The 14,634-nt window shown below is 39.9% G+C and carries 17 protein-coding genes; all 17 read left to right on the top strand.

Annotated elements, in window-relative coordinates; all coding sequences use genetic code 11:
• The first annotated feature begins 103 nt into the window (after positions 1–103).
• The 17 genes from GD597_RS18130 to GD597_RS18050 all read left to right on the top strand — a co-directional run bounded on the left by GD597_RS18130 (position 104) and on the right by GD597_RS18050 (position 14,481).
• Positions 104–592: a hypothetical protein gene (locus GD597_RS18130; protein WP_171609322.1), complete on the top strand. Its 489-nt coding sequence runs from the start codon at positions 104–106 to the stop codon at positions 590–592.
• Positions 582–929 carry a type II toxin-antitoxin system PemK/MazF family toxin gene (locus GD597_RS18125; RefSeq protein WP_171609321.1) on the top strand — a complete coding sequence of 116 codons (348 nt, stop codon included), beginning with the start codon at positions 582–584 and terminating at the stop codon, positions 927–929. The genes GD597_RS18130 and GD597_RS18125 overlap by 11 nt, the downstream gene beginning before the upstream one ends.
• Positions 930–1,174: 245 nt before the next feature.
• Positions 1,175–1,492: a hypothetical protein gene (locus GD597_RS18120; protein WP_171609320.1), complete on the top strand. Its 318-nt coding sequence runs from the start codon at positions 1,175–1,177 to the stop codon at positions 1,490–1,492.
• Positions 1,493–2,887 carry a hypothetical protein gene (locus tag GD597_RS18115; RefSeq protein WP_171609319.1) on the top strand — a complete coding sequence of 465 codons (1,395 nt, stop codon included), beginning with the start codon at positions 1,493–1,495 and terminating at the stop codon, positions 2,885–2,887.
• A gap of 2 nt (positions 2,888–2,889) precedes the next feature.
• Positions 2,890–3,858, top strand: a complete 969-nt coding sequence (locus GD597_RS18110; RefSeq protein ID WP_171609318.1) for a DUF6712 family protein — start codon at positions 2,890–2,892, stop codon at positions 3,856–3,858.
• 106 nt (positions 3,859–3,964) lie between these two features.
• Complete coding sequence (locus GD597_RS18105) at positions 3,965–4,186, top strand: hypothetical protein (protein WP_171609317.1); 222 nt, start codon at positions 3,965–3,967, stop codon at positions 4,184–4,186.
• 2 nt (positions 4,187–4,188) lie between these two features.
• Complete coding sequence (locus GD597_RS18100; protein ID WP_171609316.1) at positions 4,189–4,713, top strand: glycoside hydrolase family 73 protein; 525 nt, start codon at positions 4,189–4,191, stop codon at positions 4,711–4,713.
• A 26-nt stretch (positions 4,714–4,739) separates the two neighbouring features.
• Positions 4,740–4,943 (top strand): hypothetical protein, encoded by a 204-nt coding sequence (locus GD597_RS18095; RefSeq protein ID WP_171609315.1) that lies wholly within the window; start codon positions 4,740–4,742, stop codon positions 4,941–4,943.
• Positions 4,940–5,764 carry a DUF6808 domain-containing protein gene (locus GD597_RS18090; protein WP_171609314.1) on the top strand — a complete coding sequence of 275 codons (825 nt, stop codon included), beginning with the start codon at positions 4,940–4,942 and terminating at the stop codon, positions 5,762–5,764. Before GD597_RS18095 ends, GD597_RS18090 begins: the two co-directional genes overlap by 4 nt.
• Complete coding sequence (locus tag GD597_RS18085) at positions 5,761–6,570, top strand: hypothetical protein (RefSeq protein WP_171609313.1); 810 nt, start codon at positions 5,761–5,763, stop codon at positions 6,568–6,570. The genes GD597_RS18090 and GD597_RS18085 overlap by 4 nt, the downstream gene beginning before the upstream one ends.
• The gene (locus tag GD597_RS18080) at positions 6,554–8,833 is read left to right on the top strand and encodes a hypothetical protein (RefSeq protein ID WP_171609312.1); all 2,280 of its coding nucleotides are present in this window, start codon (positions 6,554–6,556) and stop codon (positions 8,831–8,833) included. Before GD597_RS18085 ends, GD597_RS18080 begins: the two co-directional genes overlap by 17 nt.
• A gap of 116 nt (positions 8,834–8,949) precedes the next feature.
• Entirely contained in the window at positions 8,950–9,258 is a 309-nt protein-coding gene (locus GD597_RS18075) for a hypothetical protein (protein WP_171609311.1), read from the top strand.
• Between the two features lie 139 nt (positions 9,259–9,397).
• On the top strand, positions 9,398–10,591 hold the full coding sequence (locus GD597_RS18070) for a hypothetical protein (protein WP_171609310.1): 1,194 nt from the start codon (positions 9,398–9,400) through the stop codon (positions 10,589–10,591).
• Positions 10,592–10,603: 12 nt separating this feature from the next.
• A complete protein-coding gene (locus tag GD597_RS18065) occupies positions 10,604–12,808 on the top strand; it encodes a hypothetical protein (protein ID WP_171609309.1) in 2,205 nt (734 codons plus the stop codon).
• A gap of 147 nt (positions 12,809–12,955) precedes the next feature.
• A complete protein-coding gene (locus GD597_RS18060; protein WP_171609308.1) occupies positions 12,956–13,216 on the top strand; it encodes a hypothetical protein in 261 nt (86 codons plus the stop codon).
• 130 nt (positions 13,217–13,346) lie between these two features.
• Positions 13,347–13,496, top strand: a complete 150-nt coding sequence (locus tag GD597_RS18055) for a hypothetical protein (RefSeq protein WP_171609307.1) — start codon at positions 13,347–13,349, stop codon at positions 13,494–13,496.
• A gap of 256 nt (positions 13,497–13,752) precedes the next feature.
• Complete coding sequence (locus tag GD597_RS18050) at positions 13,753–14,481, top strand: hypothetical protein (protein WP_171609306.1); 729 nt, start codon at positions 13,753–13,755, stop codon at positions 14,479–14,481.
• The last annotated feature ends 153 nt before the right edge of the window (positions 14,482–14,634 follow it).

Genomic DNA, 14,634 nt, shown 5'->3' with positions numbered 1-14,634 from the left:
TCCCTTATTATATTATATAAGCGGTTTGTTTTTTACTTTTTTATTTAGTCTTGCAAATCTATTTAATATAATCGCAATCAATAGCAGCCATTATAACTATCCAATGGTATACGCATTCAAACAAAATATAGACCCCTATCCCAGCAATTGCTTGTTTGATTTAAAGCTAATAGTATTGAATGTTTTAGCCTCAGTAAAAAAAATATTTAGTGATACAACCTTACTCTCTGGATTTATTGATTATGTAAACAAAGACCTTAATAGGCTGCGCAATAGGGTTGAATTTATAAAAAGTATAATCCCCCAAATCCAGAAGGAAGAACTTGCAAATGATTACATAACTATTGAAAAGGCAATAAAAAAATTCAATAAAATTTACGCCTCTTTCGAGAAGTCCAATTTTTTTGATAATGAAGAAAATAAAAAATTATCACAAGGTATTTTGGAAGATTTGTACAGTGTAGAAAACCATTTAAGACATATCCTTTTTAATGAAAATCCAATTCCTGCTTCAGATAAAGAATTGCATAGAATTGCATCCATAATTTCTTTTAAGTCATTATCAAAGCATTCAAAACCATATGCCATATAATCAAAGAGATGTTGTTTATTTAACTGATCCGGTAAGCTCGCCTAAAGGGCAAAAAATTACTCATCCGGTTTTAATTATCAGTAAAAATAAATCAAGTGGGTACGAAAACCATTATACTGGTGTAATGCTATCGTCAACACTGCATAAAGACCGGTATACATTTTCTTGTGACGATACTATGTTTGAAGGAAGTTTAAAGCCCAATTCTCAAATACGTACTTATTTAATTTATTCATTTCATGAATCGGACATAAATATGGTATGCAACAAAATGAAACCTTTTCATTTTAAATTGCTGCTTGAGGAAATTAAAAATACCATATTTATATTTGAATAGCTTTAAAATACATCAAAACCAATCCTAAGGGATTAATGTAAACCCTGTTATGCATAGCATGATGGGGTTTTCTATAGACAGTTGAATAATATTCCCCCGCACAAGAGTGCGACGCAAGTAAAGCTCCAACCCCATTCCCCTGCCCGGCAAAAAAATAATCTTCAATTTCTGCTATCCGCACAATTGTAAAATCGGTTTACACTGTCCTTTACCCGCCCGTATATGAAAGGTATTTTGCATGTGCAATGATACCGGAAACAATTACACTAAAACAAATGGTGCAGGCGATGGATACGGGCCAAACTTTTAGTATTGGCTTTAGAACCTGCAATACCCAATTGAATACAGGTGGCGAGTGGCTGGAATATAAGGAAGCTTACAAAGAAAAAGCCCCCACCCATAATGGTATTGCCAGCGGCGGCCCCATGGAAACCAGCCGCCATAAACGTAACCCCAAACATTGGCAAAACAGTACCCGCAACATAACCATACTGCCCGATGGCAATTTGGTTAAAATTCATTTGCGGCTGGTGCGCCGCTTTAACAATAAAGTAGTAATGTAAATGAGTAATAACGTAATTATAAAAGACGGTATTGGTTATGGTGTTACTACCAAAGCGGCCTTCTATACAGATGCAGTAACCGATAAAAAGAAATTTACCACCGGCAAACCTGGTCCTGAACTAATTAGCAGCGAATGGAGCTTATGGGGCGATAACAATATGGAGCCCATTGCCATTGCCGATGATATTAAACATTGCGGCGTACTAAGTGCAGCGGTACAAACCGAAAGCCGACTTGCCATGGGCCGTGGCATTGATGCTTACCTGCTGATGGATAAGGATGTAGATGGCACTGAACATTTGGAATGGGTTAGTGATAGTGAGATAAATGATTTTCTGGAAGCCAACGACAGCTTTACGCATGGCTATCTAAACCATTATAATATGCTGGGCTATGGCTGGGGAGCCACACAGTTAATGTTAAACGGTGCCCGTAACCGCATTAACCGCATTAAAGCCACAGATATTGCCATGGCCAGGCTGCAAAAGAAAGATACCAGTGGCAATATAAATAATATGTACCTGTGTGGCGATTGGAGTTTAGCCCCTACCACTGCAGATGGCGATAAGGTTAAAAAAGTGCCATTGCTGATAGAAGGCTATGAGCATGATCAACTGGTACAATCGGGCAGTGGCTATGAGTTTGCCATGTTACACCGCATTTTAATTAATGGCCATAACTACTACCCTCAACCCCTGCACCGCAGCGCCAAAGCCTGGGTAGATATTACCCGCAGCGTACCGAGTATTAAAAACGCCATTAACAAAAACCAGATGACGGTTAAATACCTCATCATAGTATCGGAAACCTATTTTAAAAGGGTACACCGCAAATGGGATAGTTATAGTCCGGAAAAGCGGCAGGAAATAATTGATACCAAGTACAACGAGGTAAACGAATTTTTGATGGGCGAGGAAAAAAGCGGCAAAAGTATAATGGCCGGCCGCTACTATGATGTATTAAGCCAAAGCATGGTAGATGATATTACCATTACCGTATTAGACGATAAAATGAAGGATGGCAAAATGCTGCCAGATAGTGCAGCTGCCGATAAACAGATATTATTCAGCATGTTTTTTAACCCTGCAATTTGGGGTGGTAACTTATTAGGGGATGGTGCCAGCGGTGGTGCAGGTAGTGGCAGCGATATTCGCGAAGCCACTCTTGTACTGCTCATGCTGCTTAATCCAGAAAGGCAAAACAACCTGAAGGTGTATAACCTGATTAAACGTTTTAACAGCTGGGACACCCGTTTGCAAACATCCAGACAAATATTCCCGGTTAGTGGTACAGGTGCAGCCCGAACCATAACCCCAAGGCTGGTATTCAGGTACAGCAGCAGCGTCTTAACCACATTAGACACAGGCGGTAGCACACAGCCATTAACTATATAACCATGGCATTAATTACAGACATAAATACAGTTAGGGCCAACGGCGTAAAGGTTATGTTTATTAATAACGACAGTCAGTTGGCCGATATGGAAGCCGGTGAGCTGCGTTTTATTGAACCAGTATTGGGCAGTAACCTGTACAACCGTTTGGTGGCAACCCCTACCAATGCCACATTTACCACCCTGCTAAAAAAAGTACGGGCAGCATTGGCGCCTTTGGCTTACTGGCTTGATTTGCCCAATATTCAAAGCCAAATAACCGACCGTGGTGCAGGTACATTTAGCAGCGATAATATGCAACCCCTGCACCATTGGGAGTTTGAAGCCCTGCGGGATGCACTGGAAGATAAGGGCTGCTTTGCGCTGGAAAACCTGTTGGCATATTTATATGCCAATACTAGCACACTCAACTGGCAAATGCCCGGAAAGTTTGATATTATTTTTAAAACAGGTGAGGAGTTTAGCAATTACTATGTGTTAGAGCAGCCGCACCGCTGCTTCAAAGATTTACGCCCCTGGATAAAGCAGGTAGAAAACATGTACCTAAAGCCCACCATTGGCGATGATTTTTATACGGAGTTAAAAAACAAAACTGCCCCCACTGAAGAGGATAAAATTGCCATTGAATTAATAAAAAATGCAGTGGCCAATTACACCATAAAAACCGCAGTAGAAAAAATGCCAGTTAAGCTAAGCAGCAACGGTTTTTATACAAGATTGGGCAGTGGCGGCACCAGTAATTTGGTTAAGCCAGATGAGAAACAAAGCGACAATAGCGACAGGTTAATGATTCGTGATAGTGCGGAAAAAGATGGTGATCGATACCTGTTAAGGCTAAAAGAATACCTGGACACAAATGCAAGCGATACCATTTTTGCCAGCTACAAAACAAGCAGCTATTATGTGGCACCTGTTGATCCAAGTTTGGTAGTAAACCCAAACACCACCAGGGGTGGCATATATGGTTTTTAGCCAGGCAGAAGAATAAATGTTAGGCTTTACTTGCGTCGCACACTTGTACTATAACAAATAACTCAACCATAAAAAATTACCATAACCAAAGCCCAAAAATTCACGTATGGACAATGTAACAGGCACCGCCATTTCAGAAGCTTTTAAATACGATTTCCTCATTGGTATTTTAACCGTGCTGCTCTTCCTATGTATTGTAGGCATGGTAATGATGTGGAAATATATGACCAACAGCTTTACCAAAGTAGTTGGGGAATTTAATCAAAGCCTTAGCGAGTTCACCGGCATGCTGCACGAAATAAAAGGATCTATTAACTCAAGAAAATAATTATGACCAAAGAAGCATTTATACAAGCCTACCTGCCACATGCTGTACAAACACAGCAAAAAACCGGTATTAGTGCCATTGCCATTTTAGTACAGGCAGCATGGGAAAGTGGCTGGGGCAAATTTGCACCAGGTAATATGTTTTTTGGCGTAAAAGATACCGATGGCATAAATGGCAATGAGCAGCTATTAACTACAACAGAATATAGCAGCCGGGTAGATGCCAAATTTGCCAATATTATTAAAGTAGAACCAGTGGTAAGAAATGGCAAAAAGCTATACAAGTATACCATCAAAGCCTATTTTAGAAAGTATGCTACACCAGAGGAATGCTTTACCGATCATGCCAATTTTATTATTAACAATCCACGCTACGCAAAAGCATTGGCAGTAAAAGCAAACCCTGTACAATTTATTGAAGCCATTGCTGCAGCCGGTTATGCAACAGATCCTAATTACGCCACCAATTTAAAACAGCTGATTGCCAGCGTTGAAAAAATTATACAAACCCAAACCAATCAACCTTAAACATTCAACCCTAAACCCTTTTAATTATGTGGGACAGATTAAGTAAAGTAATGGTACAAAATGCAATAGCCGTAATAGTTATTATCGGCTGTCTGGTAATAGTTGTAATTGGCTGCTACCACGAGTACCCAAAAGAAAACCAACAGGTAATAAACAAGTTTTTCGATATGTGCCTGGTGGGCGTTATCGGATGGCTTTTTACCCAAAGCAAAACAAAAAATCAATCATGATACAATTAAGTAACCACAAGCATTTTTTTACTACTGCAGCAGTGTACACTATTTTTTTAATAGTGGTTACCGTAATTCTGCTGGTAGATAGCTGCCATCATATTGAGATGGCCAAGGATGATGCGCAGATAGAAAAAATAAAAGAAACACCTGTTACCCGCTACACCGATGTAAACGGCAATCATCATGCAGAAAAACAGGTAGTGGTGGCAGATATTACCACCGTTAAAGCGCATTACCAGGCTATTATTGATAGCCTGTTGGGGGTTATACGTACCAAACCAAAAAACATTAAAGCCATTATAAAAGCCGGCACCATTACACAGGGAACTTTTACCCCTGAATTTGATTACGGACAAAGCGATATTGGTAAACCATTCAGTGATCATACCATGACACTGGAAGCTTTAATTCCAAAAACAGATTCCAATAAACGGGAGTACACCATGCCTATTGATGCATGGAAAGGCAACACCACCCCGTTGTATATTGATACGGATACCACGTTATCTATCCATTTTGAAGATAAATGGCTTACCATTAATGGCAGTTTAACAGATAAGCCCTGGACGTATAGCATACGTGATAGCCTAACTTTTGTAAGCTACTATAAAAAGAAAGGGCTGTTTAAAAAACAGTTGGTATTAAACGCCTACAGCGCCAACCCCAATACCACCATCACCGGGTTAACGGCCATTGATATTGCCCAGCCCAAACCCAAACGCTTTGGCATTGGATTACAGGCAGGCTATTACTATACAGGCAAAGCATTTGTACCAGCGGCCGGCATTGGCATCACTTATAATATCATCAGGTTTTGATTGAACTGAAATACGATAAAACAAAAACCATACTGCTTGCGGAAAAAGATGATTTAACCAGCAAGCAGTTTATTGCATTGGCCGATGTGCTAAATGCCCAATACAATGATATTGCCATATCGCTGGATAAAGCTTTGTTTGCGCTTTACAGCAAAAGCCTGCTGCGTTTTCTGCTTACCCCGCCTGATATTCGCCAGCGCTGCTATGAACATATTGGATGGGTATTTGAAAAGCTAAGCATCACCAAACAGTTAATACCACAGTACCGGCACAGGTTTACCACGCTCTACGGTCCGGCAAGTGATTTTGATAATTTAAGGCTTAGTGAATTTCACCATAGCGAACATGCTTACCATAAAATAATCCATTCTGAAACAATGGAAGATGAACTGGAAGCATTGAACGAACTGGTGGCCGTTCTTTACCGAGAACCCAAACCCAATTATGATGTACAACGGAATAGCGATGGCGATTGCCGTAAACCATTTAAACCGGCTGATACCGATTACTATATAAAAAAAGTAGCCCGCTGGCCCCTGGTTGTAAAGCAGGCCATACTTATTTGGTACGACAGCTGCCGCGAAGATCTTCGGGATAGTTACCCTGAAGCATTTAAAAGTAGTGGAACAGAAACCACCGGAGATTATTATGAAGGTTTATTCGGATTAATCAGAAGCCTAAGCGGTAACAAGTATGGCACTTTTCAGGATACAGAAAACCTATTTGTACACAATGCCTTTATGGAAATAGTGGCCAGTATTGAAGAGGAAGAAAAACTAAAACGCATGTATGGCAAACAACAATAATTACGGTTTATCCGGGTTGGGTTTTATAACACCCAACAGCGGCAGTTTTTTAGCATTAGCGCCAAGTGTAAAAAGCTGGCGTTTTCGTTTTAGCTGGGCTGATATTGAAACGGCTGAGGATGTATTTGATTTCACGTACATGCAGCAGCAGTTTGAATATGCCACGCAAAACAACTGGCCAATTTGGTTTAGTGTTACAGTGGGGCCCATTGCCAATACACCAGCCTATTTATTAACAGCACCATACAATGTACCTGTAGTAGAAACTACTTCAGGCGAATACCCGTATTACCTAAACAGCGATTTTATTGCCCGTTACGATAATATGCTGGCGCAGGTTAGCCTGTTTTTGCAAAGCCTGCCAGATAATATAAAAAACAATATTGTTCGCTGGCAAGCCAGCGAAGGAAAAACCGGTGATACAGACCCTTACGCAGGTACCATCACCAATGCCTATATTGATGGTGCACCAGTTGGCGATGCCAGCGTGTATGAAATTCTGGATGAAGACTGGCAAAACCGTAAGCGGGATATTTGGTATAATTTAAACCTTAACCTGGCAGCCAATTTACCCGGCATACAATTGCTGATAAACCCAGGTAACGATTTGCAAAATCTTGCCTATGTAAATAACAATTACCCCAATGCCAATATAAAAACCGGAGACCCAACACATAGCTATGGCATACCGTTTGAAAAATACCTAACCACTTATCTGCAACCATTTAGAGAAGGCGCAGGCGAAACCAAACGCATTGGTGGCGAGTTTGAACAAACATTAGGGCTTGCATGGTTTCAGGAATCGTATAAGCAAAACCTGTTTGCATTATTGTGCAGCGCCTTACACCAGGGTATTGATATTGTAAACATTGCAGCGGGCAATAGTTATACTATGTTGGGTAATGATGGCAGTGCCTACGAGTTTTTTAATAAACATGCCGGCATACGCAGCGCCGCCGATGGGCTGGGCTTTTGTGCCTTTAGGCAGGTGATTGATGTGAATGATGCTACTACCTATGGCATTGAATACGGGGTAATTATTGACCCTGCATTAACCGCCAATTTTACTGCAGCCATTGATAATATCATAGCACAAGGCTACCCAGCTGAGCAGGAGCAGTTTTATATTACCAATAAAACCATTGAGTATTTAAACCCTGCCCGTATAGCTGCACTAAGGGCAGCCTACCCCGATGCGGCATATCATACCATTAGTAATGATGCTGATCAGGATGCATATAATCAGGATTTTGGTGTAGACATGATACCCGGTAACTATTGCCGCTACCTTACGCAATACGATGCAGAGGGAACCAGTAAAGGTTATTGGCGTGTAGGCCCAACGGGTGGTTATCTTGGCCGCTTTGCCCGTGGCTTTGATGTGGTTAATGAGAAAACCGCCATTTTCCTAATAGCAGATACGGATTTGGTGAGTAGTAATTTTTATACCGTAACCATTCAGGTGGCGGTTTTTGATGATGGCAATAATATTTGGGAACTCCGCTATTTTAATGGCAATGCACAGGCAGTTGCCGCCACCATGACCAATACCAATACCGGTGAATGGTTAATACATAGCTTTACGATAACGGATTTTTATGGTGGTAACCAGTTAACCAATGGTGCAGATATTATTTTAACTGATGCCAGCGGCCACAATACCATATTTGGTTTTGTAGAACTGCAGGTGCAGCAGCAAAATATTCCCACCAATACAGTGCCCGATGGTGCCTACAAAAAACGCAGCGACTATTTTAAAAACATAGCCAACAGTAGCCGGGTAGTTGCGCATAACAGGCCGGTGAGTGTGGGCAGCACCGATTTGCGTAAAAGCTTCCACCGCATAAATGATGAAGATGAACTGAATGCAGCCTGTGCCAATTGGGCGCATTTCCCCTGCGTGGTGCATTTAGATTATAGCATGCGGTTTAAAGAAACCGGCAGTTTCCCCGGTAACCGGTTGGTAAATGATAGCCTGATGTTTTTGGCAAAGATTGACATGGATGCCTACGCCAATAACCTGGCAGATGGCATTGAAGCCGCCTATAACGAAGCAGAGCGGGCAATGAATTTGTATATCAGCTTTATGGAAAATGATTATGAAACCAATGGCAGCTGTGGCGGGCTATTTTATTTTGATGAGGGCAAAATTACCGTTAGTAAGATTGGTCCGGTAAACGATAACCTGTTTGGCTGGGTATTGCAAATGCAGGACGAAGCCCCGGCAAAGGAATTGCTATACAATGATGAAGATTGGTATTAATGCATTATTAGCCCGGCAGGGGAATAACCATGAAGCTTTACTTGCGTCGCACTCTTGTACGGTTTGATTATAAATGAGCAAATAGTAAAAATTGGCAAAAATTAAATCATTAAAAAATGGAAAAACCAAAAAATTGCACCGATGTAAAATGTATGCAATTGGGTTGCAAAAACGGAGCATCACATAAAGTTGGTGAGCAAAATATTTGGGACAAAGAAACTGAAAGTGAACAGCACGAACAGTTTAATCAAAGGCATGAATTGACAACTTATTTGTGCGACGAACATTTTAATAAGTTGATGGAAAGGGAAGAATATTATGGAGATGTATTAAAATACAAATCACCAGATTCATCATTAGATGGATGCCCATTTAATTATTGTGATAGCAACCCGAAATGTGAAGGCAAATGCAGGTATGCTTAATTTATTCTTTCGCCAGAAATTTAGCAAATACACCTGTCCTATGCAATTGGCTGTAAAAAGCTGATTTTTAGGTGAACGCACAAGAGTGCGACGCAAGCAGGATGCCCTTTGATTATTGGTTTGGCTAAAAATATTTTTTATGACATTAGATGAACGCCCATATAGTTATTGCTATAGCAAAAATGAAATCAGGTACGTATTTACACTGGCTGATTTAAGCAGGGTTGATTTGTTGCTTCAGGTAAAAATTATGTATGCCGAAATGGGCAGTAGCAGCTTTACCGAACTGATTACCCTGCCATTGATACCCAATGCAGATGGTAAGATTTATTTTTATCTGCAGTCGTACTTAAACAGCCTGGTAAATGCAGTATCGCCCATACCTGCCACCACTATTACCAATGCCAACGATAGTTGTCGACAGTTTTATATTGAATACCGCGAAGTAGATGCCGATAATTTGGACAGGGAATTTGTTACCACTGAAAGTGATCATGTTTGTGTGGTGATTAAGGGCGGCATTGAGTATCATAAAAGCAGCCGCAACAATATTTTTATCAACTATATTGAAAGCGATAAACCCTTTTTAACCTGGCAACCCACCAACCGCTTTATTTATGCAAATGAATTGGTATACCTGAGTTTTTTAAATTTTGATGAAGCCGGCTTTATTGTAAAAATTGATATGGTGGGCGTTAGCGGTGCAGCAACGAGTTACTCATTAAACTACAATGAGGAAACGGGCTTTTTGTATCACTTGTTTTTACAGCCTTATGATTTGGAATTGGAAAGCCTGCTGGGTGAGCCCATTTATTATTTTAATGTAACCATTACCGATGTAGCAGGCACCACCGATAAAGTAAATGCTTACCGCTTTTATATTGAGTACCGCCCGGTATATGATAGTTATGATTTGGTGTATACCAACAGCCTTGGCGGCGCCGATGGAGTGCGGGTAATGGGCGAAACCAATATTAATTACGAAAAAAGCAGCGATGCGGTTAATACCGGCATTGATGTAAATGAATGGAACAGTAACCGCAGAAAAGCCAAAAACAGCACCACCAATATTCTGCTACAGCGTAACTACAAAGGTGATATTGGTCTGATACGTACCAAGGAACAGCAGGAAGCTTTTATGGATATACTGGCCAGCAAAAATATAAACATGGTTATTGATACCCGTATGATTCCGGTAAATAGTATACAGAAGGGGCAGCAATTGGGCAACCGGCTGGATGATCTGTTTAGTTTTCCGCTGGAATGGCAGTTGGCCGAGCAGAACGAGGTATTTACCCCGAGTTATAAAACATTTGGTTTAGGTAGCCTATAAAACTACAGACGCATGTACAAAATAAAGTACCAAAATGAATTTTTTGATATTGCCCCTGATGAGAGCATAGAGATTGAAAGGAAAAGCCCTTTGTTTATTGTGGATGATATTATTATGGAGAATAGTACACCCATCAGTTTCGTTTACACCGATAAGAACTGCCGTTTATTGGGGCAGTATTTTTTTGATATTACGGTTAAAGCAATTAAGAAAATTGCCGTTGAGCTTTACGATGATGATAGTTTTGACAGCAATTGCACCCTGGTAGTTGAGAGTGCCGGCATGGACAGAATGTTTAATGAAAAAAGCAGTGCCAGCGGTTATTTGCTAATTGGCATCAGCAATTTTTACAGTACTATACAAAACAAAAAACTTACTGAACTTTTTTTAGATGGTGCCCGCAGCTTTACGTTTACCACATGGGATGCAGCGGATAGCAGTGGCGGCTTTATGCAGCATTTTCAGGATACATGGGATGGTACTTATGATTATGTAATTGCCCCATGCCGTAATGAGTTTTGGAATGGCATTACTGATGATGTGTACAGCAGCGGTTACATGAATGAAATTGATGAAAATGGTAATCTGAAAGCCGAACAGGATATTGTGCCATTTATAAAACTGGCTTATGTGCTGGAAAAGATTTTTACTGAAAATAACTGGCAGGTAGATTTTACCGGTCTAAATGATACGCAATGGCAAAAGCTGCTATTGTTTTGCGTTAAAGCCATTATTACCAGAACCAGCAGTTATGATATATTTAGCCCTACAGTAGTAACCTCCATACCAGTAGACTCATTAAGTTTTACGCTGAATAATTTTATGCCTGCGGATTACACCTGCAGTGATTTTATTGTGCAGATATGCAAACGCTATGCATGGGTGCCCATTTTTGATATTAATACCAACAGCTGCCGGTTTATTGCTTTAAAAGAAATGAAGAATAAACCGCGTAAGGACTGGACAAGATATGCCCTTTCTACCATTGAAAGCACAGTAAACGGTGAGGCGGTTGTTTTTGGTTTTAAAAACAATTTTGACGGCAACGACAATTTTGTGAGCAGTCCGGATTTTGAAAACTGGAACATTGGCAGTGCGGTATACTCCAAAGCAGATCTACCAGATATTTACGGCTTTACCGGTTTTGACAGTGTGCAGGATAATACATTGGTATACGTGTTTGCAGAAAATAAATATTACCATGTGGTTTATGAAAGTGGTAGCCGCCAATGGGTGGTTTTTGCCGATAATATTTACGATGAAACCAAAGACACAGTAACCAACAGCTTTGAAACCAAGTGCACTACCCTGCCTGTTTACAATACTTTATACCGCACCTTAAGCGGTATTGATTATTATGCATTACTGCCTTATTGCGAGCAGAGCCGTTATGAGAAAGCCGGTTTAAGAACCCTGCTTTATCATGGCATGGTAGATGAAACCAAATTGGATGGTACTGCAGGCCCCAAGCAATACCCATACATGAGCAGTATACATATACCGCCCACGGGCACACCTGCATTAACCTGGAGCAATGTGTACCGCCATAAATATGGCGATGATGATTTTGGGTTAATTAAATATTGGTGGCAGGATTGGATGAACATGATAAGCGGCCCCGAAGATGCTGCCAAACAGCAGTTTTTATTACCAGCCTACGAGCTGGCAAAATTCCAATGGGATGATAAGGTATTGGTAAACAATGTTGAGTACCTGTTTAGAAGCTATGTAAAAAAGCCCATGCAGGATGGCCATGTTTTAATTGAAGCCACTATGCAACGACTGGTATATGGCCAGCAGATTGAAGTGCCTGTTGAGGGTGGCGGTACCATTTACCTGCGACTTGAAGTAGAAATACTAGGCACTGAGCAAACCTTTGATTATTATAGCGGCGGTAACCATACCTATTACACCCATGTTACCAATGCAAATGTATTTGTGCGTGGATATATCGATGCAGCGTGCACCGTAAGGATAAGCCTAACCAACCTGTTATTTAAATACAGGGTTGTTACTACATTGGGCGGTGGATTGTACACATCTGTAAATAGCACCTATTTGCTAAATGGTTATGAGGTAAATATTATACCTGGTATGTTTAGGTTTATTGATTATACCGTGGTGTATACCTGGACGAGTGGCAGCCCGCCACCCAATGGCCATTATGTAATTACTTATGAATTAATTGCGGATGCGGCATATACAATTATACTGTAAGTAGTATATTTGTACTGCCCACGTTACTTATTGCATATACGATCTATAACCTCTCCTGGAGATGAACTTCCGGGTTGAGGTAATTCCGGCTGTAAAAGGTTATGGAATTCGTTGCGTGAGTAGCGTGGGCGCCTCAACCTCTTTTTTATGAGTGAAAATACTACGCCCCCAGCGCCTACCCCACAGCTTAACGCATTAAATGTTTTCTGCAGTTTGTATGCACCCGCTTCAGAAAATAATTTTACCGACACATTTACGAGTTTAGCCATTCAACATATGGTAGAAAAGCATACCGGTATTGATTTAATGCTTATGGAATTGCATGAAATGATGCAACAAATGCATTATGAATATCTTATGATTGATGATGAATTTGTATGGATAGTAAAAAGAGATGAGGCCGCGTGATAAATCACGGGGTGCGTGATTTATCACAGGAAAAATGGCGTGATAAATCACGTTGTTTTGTATTTAACTGATTAATATTTTTGCAAAACAGATTACCATTTACCCGATTGATAACAATAAACCTAACCTTATGCCTAACCTTAATATTGGCTTGTGGAGTGCTGTTTTTTTGGCATTAATAATTTTTGTATGTGGAATTATTTTGGGTTGCATGATAATATCTATGTACAACGATCATGTAAGGAAACGGGATTTAAAAGAGTTGGAAGACAAATTATAAACACATTTACTTGGGGCATAGTTATAGATAGCCCGGGTATTTTAATACAAGGGCGTTATTTAAAAATTTGGTTTCTGCTTTCTGTCATAGATGGTTTTTTGAGGTTAAGCCCATGCATTGGTTATGCGTGGGCTTTTTTGTACCGTGCAGTATGATGCGCATGGGGCTTTACTTGTGTCTCACTCTTAGGCTGGGGTAACAATACTCAGCTATTAATGAATAAGTTTTTATTATCTTAACACTTTAAAAAATACAAATGAAACAAGTTTTATTCACGATTAGTTTTTTGGTTATTGTAAGTTGCTCGATTGCGCAGGTAAAAAAAAGTGATTTTAAAGGTTTATTAAGTGCACATTGTACAAAGGCAAGGTTAGAATATGATTTATCAATTGAGGTAGAGGATGTAGATGATATGGCAGTAACCAGTAACTTTTATATGGTAACTTTCCCATTGTTGGTTGATTCTACATCAAACCCAATTATTAAGAAAAACAGTGCGGCAATAAAGAAGTTTATGAAAAATTTAGTTTTTTTTGGTGATTCAAAGGAAGGGTATTTTCTTTCTGACCATAATAAATTGCCATTTATAGTTTTGAAGAAAGAAACGGGAGAAAGTGTATTGATTTTAAATGCTTTGAAGTCGGATGATATTCTAAATACACTAAAATTAACTGCTAAAGAACGTGCTGCAAAAGAAGCTGAAGCATGGATTTTACCTGCATTAAATGAAATTCCTGATGATTTGGACAAATTAGGTCTCAAAACAATTGGCATTAATATAGTATATGCATCCAAGGATTTTAGTGATGATTCTTATGGAGCAACAAAAGCTGAAAATCTGGTAGTATTGGCCCCTATTATTCAGGTAAAAAAATACAAGAACGGTGATATTACTGAAAACCAATTATTGAAATTATCAGAAGCTTATATGTGCAGCAGAGAAGTTGGTAATGAATTAAAGAAAATTGATTTAGTCATTCAATAAATATTTTTATTTTTAAGTGAACAACAGGCCTGTGTATTTTGATGCATGGGCCTTTTTTGTTGCCCTAAGTTATGGTGTACAAGAGTGCGACGCAAGCGGTGTTTAATGGGTGTGCGGTCGTTTGGCCAATACTGTCCTTTGCCGTTGGGTTTA

The organism is Limnovirga soli (genome assembly GCF_013106755.1).
Taxonomy (GTDB): domain Bacteria; phylum Bacteroidota; class Bacteroidia; order Chitinophagales; family Chitinophagaceae; genus Limnovirga; species Limnovirga soli.
The sequence above is the reverse complement of the archived record's forward strand: the minus strand, read 5'-3'. Positions and strand labels throughout refer to the sequence as shown.